Below are 16,922 nucleotides of genomic sequence, written 5' to 3' on the forward strand. Positions count from 1 at the left end.
TTGCCAACTTAATCCTCCATAGGAACAAGTTTGCCAGGGTTTAAAATATTGTCAGGGTCAAGAGCCTGCTTTATCCTTCTCATTGTTTCCACTCCTGCACGTCCGATTTCATTTTTCAGATATTTTAACTTTGCCACACCTATGCCATGCTCTCCTGAAAGAGTTCCTCCTAAGGAAAGAGCTGAATCAAATATTTCATCTACTGCTTTATGAACTTTTTCCATTTCTTCTTTATCCATTGGATCAATTAACAGGGTTGGATGAAGATTACCATCTCCTGCATGTCCAAATGTTCCAATCATGAGATTATATTTTTTAGCTATGTTTTGGATGGCAATCAGCATATCAACAATCTTTGTTCTTGGCACTGTTGCATCTTCAAGAACTGTAGCAGGCTTTACCTGAGCAAGTGCTGGAAGAGCAGCTCTTCTTGCTGCCCATAGAGAGTCTCTTTCAGCATCAGTCTCAGCGATTTTATATTTACCATTGTTTTGTTTTATAATCTCAACACATTTTTCTGCTTCCCACTCAACAGAGTCTTTTCCCATTCCATCAACTTCTATGAGTAAAAGTGCCTCCACATCAGTAGGAAGTCCTACTTTTGCATAGTTTTCAACTGTTTGAATAGTGACTTTATCCATTATTTCAAGGGTTGCAGGTATGACATGATTACGAACAATATCTGTAACAGTTTTACCAGCATCTTCAAGTTTATCAAAGAAGGCAATCATTGCTTTACGATGTTTGGGAGCAGGTATAAGCTTACAGATTATCTCAGTTATTATTCCGAGAGTTCCTTCTGAACCAACAAAAAGATGAGTAAAATCATAGGCAGTGACATTTTTAACTGTTTTGCCACCAAAACGGAAAACTTCTCCTGTAGGCATAACAACTTCCATTCCCATTATATAATGTTTCGTAACTCCGTATTTTAAGCCTCTTAGCCCACCTGAGTTTTCAGCAACAGAACCACCAACAGTTGCTGTTGCCATAGAACCAGGATCAGGTGGGTATATTAGTCCGTATTTTGCAACTGCTGCATTTAAGTCAGCAATAACCACACCTGGCTGCACGGTTGCTGTGAGATTGTCTGGGTCTATCTCAACTATTTTATTCATTTTTTGAAAGGAAACAACAACACCTTTGCTTAAGGGTACAGGACCGCCACTCAAGCATGTTCCAGCTCCTCTTGGATATATCGGAGTTTTTGTCTGTCTCGCAAGAAAAATTAGCTTCTGAATTTGCTTTGTATTTTCAGGGAAAACAACCACCCCGGGAATCTCACGGGGAATCCCGGGGGTGGCATCATAGCTGTATGTGATTAACTCAGCCCTGTCAGTAAGAACATTTTCTGTGCCGAAAATATTCCTACATTTATTTATGAAGTTACTATCAATCATTTTACAACTCCCTTACCAATTATTCTGGATAGGATTACTATGAATAGAGAAATTGCAAATGTGGCAATAAGATAGTTGATTCCTTCCTGAATATTAACAGGAGCAGCTGCTTTTGTCGCTTGTACAGCAGCTTGAACAACCTGTTCCCATTGAGGAATCATCCATGTAAATACATAAGCCTGAAGCATTGCAAGTACTCCCATTATAAATGTAAGGATAATTGAATGTTTAAGGGTGAATCTGAAGATATCTCCTTCATGTCCTACATATCCAGTAGCTGCTGTTGCAACAGCGATTGACTGAGGAGAAATCATTTTTCCAAAAACACCACCAGAAGAGTTTGTTGCCACTGTAAGCACAGGGTCTATTCCAATTTGACGGGCTGTAACTTCCTGAAGCTTTCCAAAAAGTGCATTAGAAGATGTATCTGAACCAGTCATGAAAACTCCGAGCCAACCGAGGAATGCTGCAAAGAATGGAAAGATAATTCCGGTGGATGCGAAAGCATATCCAAGAGTAATTGCCATACCAGAGAAGTTGTAAAGATAAGCAAATCCAAGAATTGTTCCAATTGTTACTATAGGCCATTTAAGTTGATTAAGTGTTTTTCCTGCGACTCTTAAAGCAGTTCCAATTGATGCTCCCATGACAGGGATTGAAAGAATACCTGCAAAAAGAATTGCTGTTCCTGCTGCTGAAAGGATATTAAAGGCATATACTGCGGCTTTTGGTTTACCAAGATGATCTATAACTGCTTTATCAAGTCCTGCAATTGGGAATTTCAATGTAGCAATTTGATCAAGTGCAGCTTTTACTGGCTTTACTCCCCATGCAGCAACAAAAATTGAAAGAAGAATAAAAGGTGCCCATGCTCTAAATACCTGTCCTGCAGTAAACTCAAGCTTTGCTCTTCCGACAGCAGCTGCTTCATGTTCAAATGTCCATGATTCCTTAGGATGCCATATTTTAGCAAATATTACTGTTGCAATTATTGAAACAATAGCTGACAGAATGTCTGGCAAATAAGGACCAATGTAGTTGGATACTAAAAACTGAGTTAATGCAAAGGAACCTCCACTTACAAGAAGTATAGGCCAGATTTCAACAGCTTTTTTCCATCCAGCCATTACAACAGCCATATAAAAAGGAACAATTATACTGAAGAAAGGAAGTTGTCTACCAACCATCTTACTTATTGCCATCATATCTACTCCAGAGACTCCTGCAGCAACAACTATTGGAATTCCGATTGCACCAAAGGCAACAGGCGCTGTGTTTGCAATAAGACAGATACCTGCAGCATAAATTGGATTGAAACCTAATCCTGCAAGCATCGCTGCTGAAATTGCAACAGGAGTGCCAAATCCTGCTGCACCTTCAAGAAATGCACCGAAAGAATAAGCAATAATTACTGCTTGAACTCTTCTGTCATCAGAGATTGCGGCAAGAGAGTTTTTAATAATTTCAAACTGTTTTGTTTCAACAGACAGGTTGTAAATATAAACAGCAGTTACAACTATCCAGCAGACAGGCCATAGACCAAAAAGAAATCCATTAAAAATTGAAAGAACTGAAAGATTAACAGGCATTCCATAGGCGATAATAGAAATAAGAACAGCAATAGCAACCGCAGAAATTGCTGCCCAGTGCCCTTTCATTCTTTTATAGGCGAGTGCCCAGAAAAGATAAAGAATAGGCACTGCCGCAACTAAGGCACTTAAGGCAAGACTACCCAACGGATTAATATCCATTGTCCAAGGCATAGCTTTAACCTCCTTTTTATAAAATTTTTAATAAATTATGCATGATTTAAAGGAAGTTGTAAATCAGAATATTCTTACATTATTGTAGGAATATTCCTACAAATTCAGCAAAAACTCAAGAATTGCTTTTTCTGTATGGAGTCTATTTTCTGCCTGGTCTAATACCACGCTTTGAGGTCCGTCAAGCACTTCATCAGTGATTTCCTCCCCTCTGTGGGCAGGCAGACAGTGCATGACTATAGCATCTTTTTTTGCTTTTTTTAATAAAATTGAATTTATCTGAAAGTTTTTGAATTTTTCTTTTTTCTCAGTATGTTGTTCCTCTCCCATGCTGAGCCAGACATCTGTGTATATAACATCAGCATCCAATGCTGCTTCATAGGGATCATTAAAAAGATTTATTTCCGTCATATTTTTTGCTTTTTCTACTGATTCTTCAAGAGGTTCAAATCCCTGAGGAGTAGCTATATTGATTTTAGCTCCTGTTAAGGCAGAGGCTTCAATAAGAGAGTTTGCTACATTATTGCCATCTCCAATATAGGCAATTTTAATTCCTTCAAGATAGCCCTTTTTCTCAAAGATAGTCATCATGTCTGCCATAGCCTGACAAGGATGATGGCTATCAGTGAGAGCATTTATAACAGGAACATCTGACCATTTTGCAAATTCTTCAATTATACTATGAGAAAAGGTTCTTATTACAACAGCATTTAAGTAGCGTGACAGAACCTGAGCAGTGTCTTTTACTGTTTCTCCCCTTGAAAGTTGTAATTCTCTTTGGCTTAAATAAACAGGATGTCCACCAAGCTGATAAATAGCCACTTCAAAGGAAACTCTTGTTCTTGTTGAAGGTTTTTCAAAAATCATACCTACACATTTGCCAATGAGAGGATATTTTAAATAATCTTTATTTGACTTAAGCTCTATAGCTCTTTTTATTAGGAAAAGGAATTCCTGTTTATCAAAATCAAATACTCTCAGGTAATCTCTTTTCAAACTGATACCTCCTTCAGAGCTTTATCAACTATTGATATTGCCTCATCTATGTTTTCTTTTTCAATAATTAAAGGAGGTGTGAATCTAATCACAGAACCATCTCCTGCTGTGCCGATAAGTAGTCCCTTTTCCATACATTTTTTAACTATTTCTGTAGCACTAAATGTTAGTTCTACTCCTATGAGAAGTCCCATTCCTCTTATTTCTTTTATTTTTTCAGGATATTTATCTTTTATTGAATTTAGTTTCTTCATAAAATATTTGGACATTCTCTGACAATAGTCAAGTAAATAGCCATCTTCAAGCACTGTTTCAAGTGTTGCTACAGCAGATGCACAGGCAACAGGATTTCCACCAAAGGTTGAGGCATGGGTTTTTGAAGTAAATGCGCTGGCAATTTCTTCCTTTGTAAGTATGGCTCCGATTGGAATTCCACCACCAAGTCCTTTTGCAAGAGTCATAATGTCCGGTTCAATCCCAAAATGTTCATAAGCAAAAAGTTTTCCTGTTCTGCCTATGCCTGTTTGAACTTCGTCAAGAATTAGAAGAATACCCTTTTTGTCGCAGATTTCTCTTACCTTGGGTAGATAGTTTTTATCAGGAACATTTATGCCTCCCTCTGCTTGAATAGGTTCAAGAATAACTGCACAGGTTTTTTCAGTTATAGCATTAGCAATAGCATCAGGATCATTAAATGGAACAAATTTTATTCCCTTTAAAAGAGGCTCAAAGCCGTGATGATACTTTTCCTGCCCAGTTACACTAAGGCTTCCGAATGTTCTGCCATGAAAGGAATTATAGGCAGAAATAAACTCATATCGCTCTTTACCATATTTGTTTTTCATATATATTCTTGCAAGTTTTAGTGCGCCTTCGTTTGCTTCTGTCCCTGAATTGCAGAAAAATACTCTATCTGCAAAGGAATTTTTTATCAATATTTGTGCAAGAGCAAGTTGGGGCTCAGTATAGTAAAGGTTTGATACGTGAATGAGTCTTTGCACCTGTTTCTGGACTGCCATTACTACTTTTCTTGGGCAGTGTCCAAGAACATTAACTGCAATTCCTGCAAGAAAATCAAGATATTCCTTGCCATTTATATCCCATACCTTTACGCCACGTCCTTTTCTCAACACCAATGGGTATCTTGAGTAAGTAGGAATAAAGAGTTTTTCTGAAAGTTTTATTATTTCCTTTTCTTCCATAAAGCTTTATAATACCATAAATATTTAAGTTAATGGTATAATTTGAAATGTTGATTTTTATGCTGGTAGTCCTTTAGAAATAATTGAAAAGTAGATGTAATTTACTGCTTTTTATAAATTACAAGTTTTTGAACAGTCTCAGACTACATAAGAAAAATGTTTTTTATGAATAAAAAAAATATAAGGGAGAAAATGCTTCAAATAAGAAACAATATAAAAAAAGAAGTAAAAAATCAGAAGGATGAAAAGATAACTGAGACTTTTATTGGTTTGCTTTTAAAAAACAATATTAAATCAGTTCTGCTTTATGCATCTTTTGGAAGTGAGGTAGATACTTGGAGAATTTTCCAGTTTTGTCTTGAAAATTCAATAAAAACAGCCTTTCCAAAGGTAATGGGCACTCAGTTAGAGCTTTATTGGGTAAAAGATAAGGAAGAACTGTTTCCTGGATATAAATCTATTCTTGAACCAAAAAATGGATTAAAAGCTTTCATTGAGGAAATAGATGTTATAGCTGTTCCAGGCATTGCTTTTGACTATAAATGTTTCAGAATTGGCTATGGAGGCGGTTATTACGATAGAGTTCTTGAAAATAAAAAAGGCGTAGCTGTAGGATTAGCTTATGAAGAGCAAATAATAGATGAAATTCCTATAGAGCCTCATGATAAAAGGCTTGATTTAATAATTACTGATGAAAGGATGATAAGCTGTGTTTGACAGAAAAAAGATTGAGGAAGGAGTAAGATTAATTTTAGAGGGTATAGGAGAGGATGTTGAAAGACCTGGAATTAAAGATACGCCTATTCGTATTGCCAGAATGTTTGAAGAGATTTTTAGAGGATTACTCCCACCAGACGAGGATTTACTAAAAAGCATTGAAGGAGAAACCCATGATGAAATGGTTTTAATAAAAGATATTCCCTTTTATTCTGTTTGTGAACATCATCTTTTGCCATTCTTCGGGAATGCTCATATTGCCTATATTCCTGACGGAAGAATTGTGGGGCTAAGTGAGCTTCCTAAGGCTCTTGATTATCTTTCCAAAAGACCTCAGGTTCAGGAAAGATTGACAAGCCAATTGGCTAATTTGTTAATGGAAAAGTTAAAGCCTAAGGGATGTATGGTTGTTATTGAAGCAGAACACCTGTGTATGAGTATGAGAGGCATAAAAAAACCGGACGCTAAAACAATTACTTCAGCTGTTAGAGGCATATTCAGAAAAAGTCAGACAACAAGACAGGAAGCACTGGAACTAATTAATAGAAGGGATAAATAAATGAGTGCAGAAATTCTTGATGGTAAAAGCCTTGCTTTAAAAATTAAGGAAGAATTAAAAAAAGAAGTTCAGGATTTAAAGAATCAAGGAATTAATCCATGTCTGGCTGTTGTGCTTGTTGGTGAAAATAAATCCAGTCAAAAATATGTATCCTTTAAAGAAAAAACCTGTAAGGAATTAGATATTCAGAGTTTGGTTTTCAAACTTCCTGAAAATACAGAAGAAACGAGTTTAATAAAACTCATTGATGAATTAAATGAAAATTCTCAGGTTAATGGTATTCTTATACAGCTTCCTCTACCCAAACATTTAAATCAAAATAAGGTTTTAGAAAGGATAAATCCTTTCAAAGATGTTGATGGTTTTACTCCATTTTGTCTTGGAAGACTCCTAATTGATAGTCCATTGTTTATACCCTGTACTCCAAAAGGTATTATTCGTATGCTTGATGAGTATAAAATCAACTTAGAAGGTAAACAAGCGGTTGTTATAGGAAGGAGTATTATTGTTGGCAAACCTCTTTCTTTACTGCTTTTGAAAAGAAATGCTACTGTGACAATGTGTCATAGCAAAACCATTAATCTTCAAGATATAACAAAAAAAGCTGATATTTTATGTGTTGCCATAGGAAGAGAAAAATTTATTACCTCTAATATGATAAAAAAAGGTGCAGTTGTTATAGACATCGGAATAAACGTTACAGCTTCAGGTAAAGTTGTTGGAGATGTTAATTTTGATGATGTGAAAGAAAAAGCTTCTTACATAACACCTGTTCCAGGAGGAGTTGGACCAATGACAATAGCTATGTTAATGGAAAATGCTATTTATGCAGCCAAGCTTCAGAAGAGAGTAGTTAAATGATTATAACTAAAAAGAAAGACTTAAAAGAGATTGAAAATTTTGTTGAAAATTTTAACAGCTTTTTTCTTATTGGGTGTTCTGAATGTGCTACTTTATGTGGCACAGGAGATGAAGATGCTATATTGAATTTGAAAGAATGGCTTGAAAGTCAGAGTAAAAAAGTAACCGGATGGATGATTGCAAAAACAGGTTGCCAGATACTGGGGACAAGAAGAGAGCTCGTTGAATACAAAGAAGCCTTAAATGAAGCTCAATGTATTATGGTTCTTTCATGTGGTGCAGGAACTCAAACTATTACAGAATTTTTCAAGGAAAAGCCTGTTATTCCCCTAAATGACACTCTTTTTATCGGCAATATGCGTCGCTTTAGAGAGTTTGAAGAAAAATGTCGTGCCTGTGGCGAATGTTTTCTTGCGATTACAGGTGTTTGTATTGTAACTCTATGTCCAAAATCAATGCTTAATGGTCCATGCGGTGGATATAAAGAAGGTAAATGTGAAGTTAATCCCTTAAGAAAATGTGCATGGATAGTTGCCTATGAAATACTGGAAAAAAGAGGATTTGTTGAAAAATTCTATGAAGAGATTTTAGGACCTAAGGATTGGTCCAAGTCTAATTCACCAAGAGAATTTAAGGAGAAATAAAGTTGAGCAATCTTAGAAAGAGATTAATGAGTGGAGATTTTGTAATTACTGTAGAGATTACTCCACCAAAAGGACCTGATATAACGGGAATGGTAAAAAAGTTGGAAGAACTAAAAACAATGGTTGATGCGGTAAATTTCACTGACAATCCTTCAGCAAGAATGCGTTTATGTTCTCTGGCAGCCTGTAAGCTTTCAATGGATATAGGTTTTGAACCTGTGCTTCAGATGGCTTGTAGGGACAGAAATAGACTTGCAATACAATCAGACCTTTTAGGCGCTCATGCTCTTGGTATAAGAAATCTTTTAGTTATGACAGGAGACCATCCTGTATGGGGAGACCATAGGGAAGCAAAACCTGTATATGATATAGACTCTTCTATACTTGTTAAATTGGTGGGTAATCTCAACAGTGGATTGGATATAAATGGAAACAAACTGAATGGAAAGACTGAGTTTTTTTGTGGTGCTGTAGTAAATCCTAATGCAGAACCGTTAATGCCCCAACTAAAAAGATTTGAACAGAAACTCAAAATGGGAGCAGAATTTTTTCAAACCCAGATGATCTTTGAGATTGAAAAACTTGAAAGATTTATAGATTACTCAAAAAAATTTAATACAAAAGTTATTGCTGGTATAGTTCTTATAAGAACTAAAAAAATGTTACACTATCTTGCCAGCAAAGTGCCTGGTGTTGTTATGCCAAGCTGGTTAATAGACAAGATAGAAAGATTAAATGATGAAGATGTTGAAAAATTTGGAGTTGATTTTGCAGGCTCAATAATTTTAAATTTGATGGAAAGAAAGCTTTGTGATGGTGTTCATATAATGGCATTTTCAAAGGTGGAAGAAGTGAAAAACTTATTGGATTTTCTTAAAATCAGAATGTAAATGGGAATTGTTGGAATAACTTCCTTAGGACAGTATTTAGTCAAAAAAGGAGTGATTACAGAAGGGCAACTCCTTAATGCTTTAAAACTTCAAAAATCTGAAGGGATAAGAATTGGTGCTGCTCTAATAAAATTAGGATATATTACTGAAGATCAACTTGTTTATGCATTGAGTGATATATACGGTTATCCATTAATTAGTTTATCCCAAACAGAAATTGATATAAATGCTTTTAAATTAATCCCAGAAGAGGTTATAAAAAAATATAAAATTGTTCCATTTGCTAAAACAGGCAATACTATAAAAGTAGCGATATGTGAACCCTTAAATACAGTCGTTGACTATATAAAATTTTTATTAACAGGATTTAATCTAAAAATATATCTTACAAAAGACTCTGAAATTCTAAAAGTAATAGATAAGTTTATATCAATTGGAAACAATACTCAAACAACAGAAACCGTTGCAGAGCTTGTAGAGAGCGCTCTTGTTGATGCTGTTCCTTCAGAGTATATTGAGGCAAAAGAAGATAGTGTCAAAGTAGAAGCTCCCATTATAAAACTGGCTAATAAGATAATTATAGATGCTTTAAAAATGAGAGCAAGTGATATTCACATTGAACCTTATGAAAAAGGAGTTAATGTGAGATATAGAATAGACGGGGTTCTTCACAACAGTTTAAATCTTCCGCTTCAGATAAAAAGTTCTTTAATTACAAGGTTCAAAATAATGGCTCATCTTGACATCTCAGAAAGAAGACTACCGCAGGATGGAAGAATCAAGTTAAAAATTTCTGGTAAAGAGGTTGACTTCAGAGTATCAACTCTTCCCATTATTTATGGAGAAAAAGTTGTTTTAAGAGTTCTTGAAAAAAGTTCTTTGCAACTTGATTTAACAAAATTAGGATTTGAAGAAATCTCATTGAAATTTTTTAGTGAAGCCCTTGCAAAACCATATGGAATGATACTTGTTACAGGTCCTACAGGTTCTGGGAAAACAACAACCCTTTATTCAGCTTTGATGAAACTAAACAAACCTGGTGTTAATATAATGACTGTTGAAGATCCTGTTGAATACAGCTTTCCGGGAATTAATCAGGTTCAGGTAAAGGAAGATATAGGACTTACTTTTGCTTCTGCTCTAAGAGCATTCCTCAGACAAGACCCTGATATTATAATGGTTGGAGAAATAAGAGATTTTGAAACTGCGGAAATAGCTGTAAAAGCAGCACTTACAGGACACCTTGTTCTGAGCACGCTGCATACAAATGATGCTGCAAGTACAATAACAAGGCTTATAAATATGGGAATAGAACCTTTTTTGATATCTTCTTCTTTAATTCTAATTATAGCTCAAAGACTTGTAAGAAAACTCTGTTCCCATTGCAAAAAAGAAGAAAAATACTCAAAAGAAAATCTTATAAAAATTGGCTTTCCTGAAGACTTGACAGAACAAATTAAAATTTACAGTCCTCAGGGTTGTCCTGAATGTAATAATACAGGATATTCAGGAAGAATTGCTTTATACGAAGTTATGCCTATAAAAGAGGAAATAAAAGAGCTTATCTTAACAGGTGCGCCTGCAACAGAGATAAAAAAAGAAGCAGTAAAACTTGGAATGATAACATTGAGACAGAGTGGAATTAACAAAATTATACAAGGAATTACGTCAGTGGATGAAGTCATGAAAATAACTTTTGAGGACTAATATGTCTGAAAAAATTTATACGGATTATCTTATTATTGGAAGCGGTGTTGCTGGACTTCGTGCAGCAATTGAACTTGGTATAAAGGGTAGGGTTCTTGTCGTAACAAAGGATTTACCTACAGAAAGCTCAACTGAATATGCTCAAGGCGGGGTGGCAGTTGCTTTAAGTGATGAAGATGAGATAGGTATTCATTTTGAAGATACTATCAAGGCTGGAGATGGGTTATGTAACGAAGAAGCTGTAAAAGTTCTTGTAAGTGAAGGTCCTGAAAGAATTATAGAGCTTATTAACTGGGGAGCTGAGTTTGATAAAGAAGGCTCTAAGCTTGCCTTTACCTTAGAGGCTGCCCATTCAAGAAAAAGAATTCTCCATGCTCATGGAGATTCAACAGGAAGAGAGATAGAAAGAGTTTTGATAAATAAAGTATCTACATTAAAAAATGTTAAAAAAGCTTCCTTTACAATGGCAGTTGATTTGATAGTTAAAGAAGGTAAATGTATTGGGGCATTCCTTTTAAAAGGAAAAGAGATTATAAAATGTTTTTCAAAGGCAACTATTCTGGCAACAGGCGGGGCTGGACAGATTTATTCACGAACAACCAATCCAAAAGTATGCACAGGAGATGGAATGGCAATGGCTTTTAGGATGGGTGTCTATTTAAAAGATATGGAGTTTGTTCAATTTCATCCTACAGCACTTTATGCACCTGGCATCCCGGCTTTTCTCTTAAGTGAAGCAATGCGTGGTGAAGGAGCTCGTTTGAAAAATATTCACGGAGAAGAATTTATGAAAAATTATCATCCGCTCGGAGAGCTTGCGCCGAGAGATGTTGTTTCAAGGTCTATAATATCTGAAATGGTAAAAACCAATTCAACACATGTGTATCTTGATATGACACATCTTGATGAAAATTTTTTAAAAAATAGATTTCCCACAATATATTCAACATGTTTGAGGTTCAATTTTGATATAACAAAGCAGCCGATTCCTGTTTCTCCAGCAGCCCATTTTATAATGGGAGGAGTTGAAACAGATATTAATGGGAAAACAAATATTGAAGGATTATTTGCTGCAGGTGAGGTAGCCTGCACAGGAGTTCATGGAGCAAATAGGCTTGCAAGTAATAGCCTACTTGAAGGACTTGTTTATGGATATAGAGCAGCTCATGGAGCAATTGAGTATGTTGAAGGAAGTCAGTTTGATAATACATTATTCCATGTTTCTACCCTTGAACCTGACAAGCAGTATATAGAATATTCTGAAATAAACAAAATGAGAGAAGAATTAAGACAGACAATGTGGGAAAAAGCAGGGGTAATAAGATGTGGTGAATCTCTTGGTATAGCCAGAACTAAAATTACTTCAATTTATGAAAAAGTGACTGAAAGATTTTTCATTGATCCGCTGGCTATAGAACTTAAAAATATGACTACAGTTGGATTATTAATTACAGAGGCTGCTTTAGCAAGGAAAAACAGTGTTGGAGCACATTATAGAACTGATTATAAAGAAAAGTTACCTGGATGGGAAAAACATTTGAGAATCAGGAAAACAGAAACAGGGTTTGAGGTATTTTAAATGGAGGATAGATGAAAAAAGCCAAGATTGTCTGTACAATAGGTCCTTCTTCCGAAAACAGAGAAATAATTCGCAGGATGATAGAAAGCGGAATGGATGTAGCAAGACTCAATTTTTCACATGGTAATTATGAATGGTTTGAAAATATTATAAAAACAATCCGAGAAGAAGCAAAAAACATTAAAAAATCAATAGCTATCTTACAAGACCTTCAGGGAGTTAAAATTAGAATAAGTGATGTGGAAAATGAAGAAATTCACTTAAATGATGGAATGATAGTAGAAATTTATTCTGGTAACGAAGTTTCAAACACAAATAGAATCTTTATTTCTTATCCATCCCTGATAGAAGATGTAGAGCCTGGAGAAGATATTCTAATAGATGATGGAATTTTGAAAATTAAAGTAATTGATAAACTTCAAGATAGATTAATTGGACAAGTCATAGAAGGAGGGATTCTTAAATCCAGAAAAGGTATAAATCTTCCATTTACAAGAACTTCTATAAGTTCTTTTACAGAAAAAGATAAATCTGATCTTCTTTTCGGAATTAAAATGGATGTGGACTATGTTGCTGTATCCTTTGTAAGAAATGCAGATGATATTGAATTAATTAAAGAATGGGCAAATGAAAAAAATATTGTTCTACCTCCTGTAATTGCTAAGATAGAAAAAAGAGAGGCGCTCAAAAAAATTCATGAAATTCTTGATGTCACTGATGGAATAATGGTAGCCAGAGGAGATCTTGGCGTTGAACTTCCTGCTGAAGAAGTTCCCTTTTATCAAAAGATGCTTATAGATATTGCAAATCAAAGGAAAAAGATTGTTATAACAGCAACACAGATGCTTGAATCAATGACAGAACATTCAAGACCAACCAGAGCAGAAGCAAGTGATGTTGCAAATGCGGTTCTTGACGGAACAGATGCGCTTATGCTTTCTGCAGAGACAGCCAGCGGAAAATATCCTGTTGAATCAGTTAAAACAATGAGTTCAATTATAAGTTTTACAGAAGAAAGTTTTTCAGATAAAATTGCTACTGCATTTAAAGTTAGTAAATATTTTCCTGAAGCTATTGCCTCGGGAGCTGTTAGAGTAGCTCAGGATATAGAAGCAAAAGCTATTGTTGTTTTTACTTACTCAGGATTTTCAGCATTGCTTATTTCTAAACTGAGACCTTTTATGCCTGTAGTAGCATTTACTCCTGATGAAAAGGTATACAGAAGACTCTCACTTTTATGGGCTGTTATCCCTATGCACATATCTAAAAAAATTGATATGATAGACAATTTATTTTTAAAAGAAACTGAAACAGAACTGAAAAAATTAAATCTTGTTAAAGATGGTGATGCAGTTGTATTTGTAGCGAGTTCGCCTTTTTTAGGAAACAGAAATGTGGTAAGACTTCATAAGGTTGGTGATCCTTTATAAAATCAAATCTGAATAAGGATAATTTTTAAGATACGTTATAAACTCTTCAACGGCAGGAGAAAGAATTGTATTCTTCGGTAAAATAATATAAAAATCTCTTGTTATCTTACCTTCTTTAAGCTTAAGAATTCTTAAATTTCCACATGATACTTCTTTACGAATAGCCCACTTGGATACTATAGAAAGTCCAATGCCTCTTTCAACTGCTTCTTTAATGGAGCCAGTACTTCCAAGAATAAGTGATATATGTAAATCAGAAACGCTAAGTCCGTGTTCTGCTAAAAATTTTTCAATTATAACTCTTGTGCTTGAACCTTCCTCTCTTATTACAAATGGTTCTTTCACAACATCATACAATGAAACAGACTTTTGATTATTAAGAGGATGATCCGCAGAGCAAATCACGCATAGCTCATCTGATATAATGGAGTCCACGATAAATTTGCTTTTTCCAGGCATTTCAGAAATAATTCCAAAATCTATCATGCTTGAATTAAGCATTTCAAGAATTTTTTTTGCATTACCTATAGAAACGCTTACTCTAATTTTGGGGTGTCTTTTTTTGAAATCAACAGCTACAGCAGGCAGAATATAGTTACCAACAGTTGTTCCTGCTCCGATTTTTACACATCCTTTTATTAATCCTGTTATTTTACTTATTTCTTTTGCTGCTTCAGCATACATTGTTAGAATTTGTTTAGCATATTTGTAGAGTATCTCACCTGCTGGGGTTAGCGTAATACTGCCTGAGGAACGGTCAAATAGTTTGGTTTCATATAATTCTTCCAGTGCCTGAATTTGAAGACTCACTGCAGGCTGCGTAAGATGAATAATTTCTGAAGTTTTAGAAAAACTTTTTGTTTCAGCTACTGTACAGAATACTTTTAATTTGTGATCTTCCATGAGCAAGTTTATTTTAGCATAAAAAAAATTAATAGGCAAGACAAAATATACCTTGATGCTTGACAATGATTATATACTCTATTTTATTATAAAAATAAAATAATAGGGGGGTTAGGTATAATGGAAAAAGATAAGACAAAGCTTATTCAAAGATTCAGAAGAATTGAAGGGCAGATTAGGGGACTTCAAAGGATGATAGAAAGTGGGCGAGCCTGTGAAGAGATTATAACCCAGTTTGCTTCAATTAATGGAGCATTAAAGAGTGCTGGTTTTTTGATTGTGATGTATTATCTTAATGACTGTTTAATGCGTAAAGCAGATTCTGTTGAAAATCTTGAAAAGGAAGTAGAAAAAGTTATAAAAACCTATATATCTTCTATGTAAGGAGGTGTTGTCTATGCCTTTATATGAGTATAAATGTAAAAGATGTAAAACAACTTTTCAAGTTTTAAAACCTGTAAGTGAAAGAGATAAGTCTGAAAAATGTCCTGATTGTGGAAGTAGTGAAACTGAAAGATTAATTTCTCTATTTACGAGCAATGCTACGACATGCAGTCCTTATGTTCATACAGGTGGTTGAAGAATAAGATAATCAGCAGTTTGCTGAGGGAGGAAGAAAAATGGAGATTTCAAGAAGAGGATTTTTAGCATTATCATCAGCTATAGGCGCATCTTTGTTATTGGGAAATAATGCAGAGGCAGTTGAAGGTAAGTATGCGACATTAATTGACCTTACTAAATGCGATGGTTGTAAAGATGAGCCTATCCCAAGATGTGTAAAAGCATGTAGAGAATACAATAAAGATAGATTCCCAGAACCCAAAAAGCCTATTCAGCCTTATTGGCCAAGAAAAACCTATGAAGACTGGTCAGACAAAAAAAATAAAATTGATACCTTGACTCCCTATAACTGGATTTTTGTTCAAAAACTCAATGTTGATGGGCAAGAGATTAATATTCCAAGAAGGTGTATGCATTGCGATAATCCTCCATGTGTGAGAGAATGTCCCTTTGGTGCTTTAACCAAGCAGCCTGAGGGTAATTCTGTGATAAATGATAAAATCTGCTTTGGTGGTGCTAAATGTAGAGATGTCTGTCCATGGCATATTCCTCAGAGACAAGCAGGTGTTGGTATATATTTACAAATTCTTCCTAAGTATGCTGGAGGTGGGGTTATGTATAAATGTGACCTTTGTAAAGATAAAATCAGAAAAGGCGAGGAGCCTGCCTGCGTTACAGCATGTAGAGACCGACTTAAAGAAAATGCGGTTTTCAGTTTTGGTGAAAGAAAAGCTATTTATGAACTTGCATACAGAAAAGCTCAAGAAGAAGGACTTTATATTTATGGAGATAAACAAAATGGAGGAACATCAACGCTTTATATTTCAAAAATTCCTTTTGAAGCAATAGAAAAAGTTTTAAAAGCAAAAAAAGAAAAATTTCAAATGCCTGTAAAGGTTGAAAATAAAATAGAATCAAAATTCAATCCAATTGGAAAATTGGTTTTAGCTTCAGGATTTATTTCAATGGCTGCAGCTTTTATAGGAGCTCTTTCTTCCAGAAAAACTAAAAAGGAGGATGAAACCAATGAGAAATAAAATAAAAAGACATAGCATAATTGAAATTATTGAACACTGGAGTATAGCCTTGTCTGGAATAATTTTACTTTTTACTGGGCTTGGTTGCCTTCCTCTTTACAAGAGATATTATATAACTGATTTGCCTGGATTTGCATGGACTGGTGATTTTTATAATGTCACATTGATTCATTATATTGCTTCAATAGTGTTTGTAGCAGGTGTAATTTTTCATGTTTTTTATCATGGATTAAGAAAAGATTTCGCTCTCTTGCCTAAAAAGGGTGATTTGTCTCAAAGCATTAAAGTGCTATTAGCAATGATTGGAATTGGTAAAGAACCTCCATCAGACAAATATCTGCCCGAGCAAAGAATTGCTTATGTTGGAATTGGCTTGATAGTTTTGATTTTGACAGTTACAGGTATTATAAAAGTTCTTAAAAATCTTGAATGGATTGTGCTTTCTCCAGGGTTAGAATCAATTAATACATTGGTTCATACTCTAACAGGTTTTTTATTTATAATTGCATTTTTTGTTCATGTTGCAACAGTTATTTTATTTAAATCAAACTGGCCACTGCTAAAAAGTATGTTCACAGGATGGGTTGATGAAGAATATGTAAAACAAAGACATTCAATATGGTATAAAAAAATTAAGATGCACTAATTTTAGGCAAACAATAAATTTTTCCGT

The 16,922-nt window shown here is 34.8% G+C and carries 17 protein-coding genes; 12 read left to right on the forward strand and 5 right to left on the reverse strand.

Annotated elements, in window-relative coordinates; translation table 11 throughout:
- Positions 1-8 precede the first annotated feature (8 nt).
- From THEYE_RS03320 to THEYE_RS03335, 4 genes are all read right to left on the reverse strand, one after another.
- Positions 9-1,400 carry an FAD-binding oxidoreductase gene (locus tag THEYE_RS03320; RefSeq protein WP_012545342.1) on the reverse strand — a complete coding sequence of 464 codons (1,392 nt, stop codon included), beginning with the start codon at positions 1,398-1,400 and terminating at the stop codon, positions 9-11.
- Positions 1,397-3,163, reverse strand: coding sequence for an L-lactate permease (locus THEYE_RS03325; RefSeq protein ID WP_012546216.1), 1,767 nt, complete (start codon positions 3,161-3,163; stop codon positions 1,397-1,399). The genes THEYE_RS03320 and THEYE_RS03325 overlap by 4 nt, the downstream gene beginning before the upstream one ends.
- A 96-nt stretch (positions 3,164-3,259) precedes the next feature.
- On the reverse strand, positions 3,260-4,159 hold the full coding sequence (gene argF, locus THEYE_RS03330; RefSeq protein ID WP_012545574.1) for an ornithine carbamoyltransferase: 900 nt from the start codon (positions 4,157-4,159) through the stop codon (positions 3,260-3,262).
- Positions 4,156-5,361 (reverse strand): acetylornithine transaminase, encoded by a 1,206-nt coding sequence (locus tag THEYE_RS03335; protein ID WP_012546465.1) that lies wholly within the window; start codon positions 5,359-5,361, stop codon positions 4,156-4,158. The genes argF and THEYE_RS03335 overlap by 4 nt, the downstream gene beginning before the upstream one ends.
- Positions 5,362-5,526: 165 nt before the next feature.
- Between THEYE_RS03335 and THEYE_RS03340 the strand changes: the two genes are divergently transcribed.
- Genes THEYE_RS03340 through pyk form a run of 8 tightly spaced genes read left to right on the forward strand, consistent with a single transcriptional unit; the run spans position 5,527 to position 13,748 of the window.
- On the forward strand, positions 5,527-6,078 hold the full coding sequence (locus THEYE_RS03340) for a 5-formyltetrahydrofolate cyclo-ligase (RefSeq protein WP_012546541.1): 552 nt from the start codon (positions 5,527-5,529) through the stop codon (positions 6,076-6,078).
- Positions 6,071-6,637 (forward strand): GTP cyclohydrolase I FolE, encoded by a 567-nt coding sequence (gene folE / locus THEYE_RS03345; RefSeq protein ID WP_012545785.1) that lies wholly within the window; start codon positions 6,071-6,073, stop codon positions 6,635-6,637. The genes THEYE_RS03340 and folE overlap by 8 nt, the downstream gene beginning before the upstream one ends.
- The gene (gene folD / locus THEYE_RS03350) at positions 6,638-7,498 is read left to right on the forward strand and encodes a bifunctional methylenetetrahydrofolate dehydrogenase/methenyltetrahydrofolate cyclohydrolase FolD (RefSeq protein WP_012545120.1); all 861 of its coding nucleotides are present in this window, start codon (positions 6,638-6,640) and stop codon (positions 7,496-7,498) included. It begins immediately after the preceding gene.
- A complete protein-coding gene (locus THEYE_RS03355; RefSeq protein ID WP_012546331.1) occupies positions 7,495-8,142 on the forward strand; it encodes a methylenetetrahydrofolate reductase C-terminal domain-containing protein in 648 nt (215 codons plus the stop codon). Before folD ends, THEYE_RS03355 begins: the two co-directional genes overlap by 4 nt.
- Positions 8,143-8,144: 2 nt before the next feature.
- Positions 8,145-9,032 carry a methylenetetrahydrofolate reductase gene (locus THEYE_RS03360; protein WP_012545211.1) on the forward strand — a complete coding sequence of 296 codons (888 nt, stop codon included), beginning with the start codon at positions 8,145-8,147 and terminating at the stop codon, positions 9,030-9,032.
- Positions 9,033-10,739 carry a type IV-A pilus assembly ATPase PilB gene (gene pilB, locus THEYE_RS03365; protein ID WP_012546013.1) on the forward strand — a complete coding sequence of 569 codons (1,707 nt, stop codon included), beginning with the start codon at positions 9,033-9,035 and terminating at the stop codon, positions 10,737-10,739.
- Position 10,740: 1 nt separating this feature from the next.
- Positions 10,741-12,318 (forward strand): L-aspartate oxidase, encoded by a 1,578-nt coding sequence (gene nadB / locus THEYE_RS03370; RefSeq protein WP_012545397.1) that lies wholly within the window; start codon positions 10,741-10,743, stop codon positions 12,316-12,318.
- 11 nt (positions 12,319-12,329) lie between these two features.
- Positions 12,330-13,748, forward strand: coding sequence for a pyruvate kinase (gene pyk / locus THEYE_RS03375; protein WP_012546708.1), 1,419 nt, complete (start codon positions 12,330-12,332; stop codon positions 13,746-13,748).
- Here pyk and THEYE_RS03380 read toward each other — a convergent pair.
- Positions 13,743-14,651: a selenium metabolism-associated LysR family transcriptional regulator gene (locus THEYE_RS03380; protein ID WP_012545844.1), complete on the reverse strand. Its 909-nt coding sequence runs from the start codon at positions 14,649-14,651 to the stop codon at positions 13,743-13,745. The two genes, pyk and THEYE_RS03380, sit on opposite strands and share 6 nt — an antisense overlap.
- Positions 14,652-14,771: 120 nt before the next feature.
- Here THEYE_RS03380 and THEYE_RS03385 point away from each other — a divergent pair, with 120 nt between their 5' ends.
- The 4 genes from THEYE_RS03385 to THEYE_RS03400 are packed head-to-tail and all read left to right on the forward strand — an operon-like array spanning position 14,772 to position 16,895.
- Positions 14,772-15,035: a metal-sensitive transcriptional regulator gene (locus THEYE_RS03385; RefSeq protein ID WP_012546461.1), complete on the forward strand. Its 264-nt coding sequence runs from the start codon at positions 14,772-14,774 to the stop codon at positions 15,033-15,035.
- A gap of 13 nt (positions 15,036-15,048) precedes the next feature.
- Complete coding sequence (locus THEYE_RS03390) at positions 15,049-15,231, forward strand: FmdB family zinc ribbon protein (RefSeq protein ID WP_012545552.1); 183 nt, start codon at positions 15,049-15,051, stop codon at positions 15,229-15,231.
- A gap of 40 nt (positions 15,232-15,271) precedes the next feature.
- The gene (locus THEYE_RS03395; protein ID WP_012545259.1) at positions 15,272-16,249 is read left to right on the forward strand and encodes a 4Fe-4S dicluster domain-containing protein; all 978 of its coding nucleotides are present in this window, start codon (positions 15,272-15,274) and stop codon (positions 16,247-16,249) included.
- A complete protein-coding gene (locus THEYE_RS03400; protein WP_012546324.1) occupies positions 16,239-16,895 on the forward strand; it encodes a formate dehydrogenase subunit gamma in 657 nt (218 codons plus the stop codon). Before THEYE_RS03395 ends, THEYE_RS03400 begins: the two co-directional genes overlap by 11 nt.
- Positions 16,896-16,922 lie beyond the last annotated feature (27 nt).

The sequence above is a fragment of the Thermodesulfovibrio yellowstonii DSM 11347 genome (assembly GCF_000020985.1).
In the GTDB taxonomy this organism is placed as follows: domain Bacteria; phylum Nitrospirota; class Thermodesulfovibrionia; order Thermodesulfovibrionales; family Thermodesulfovibrionaceae; genus Thermodesulfovibrio; species Thermodesulfovibrio yellowstonii.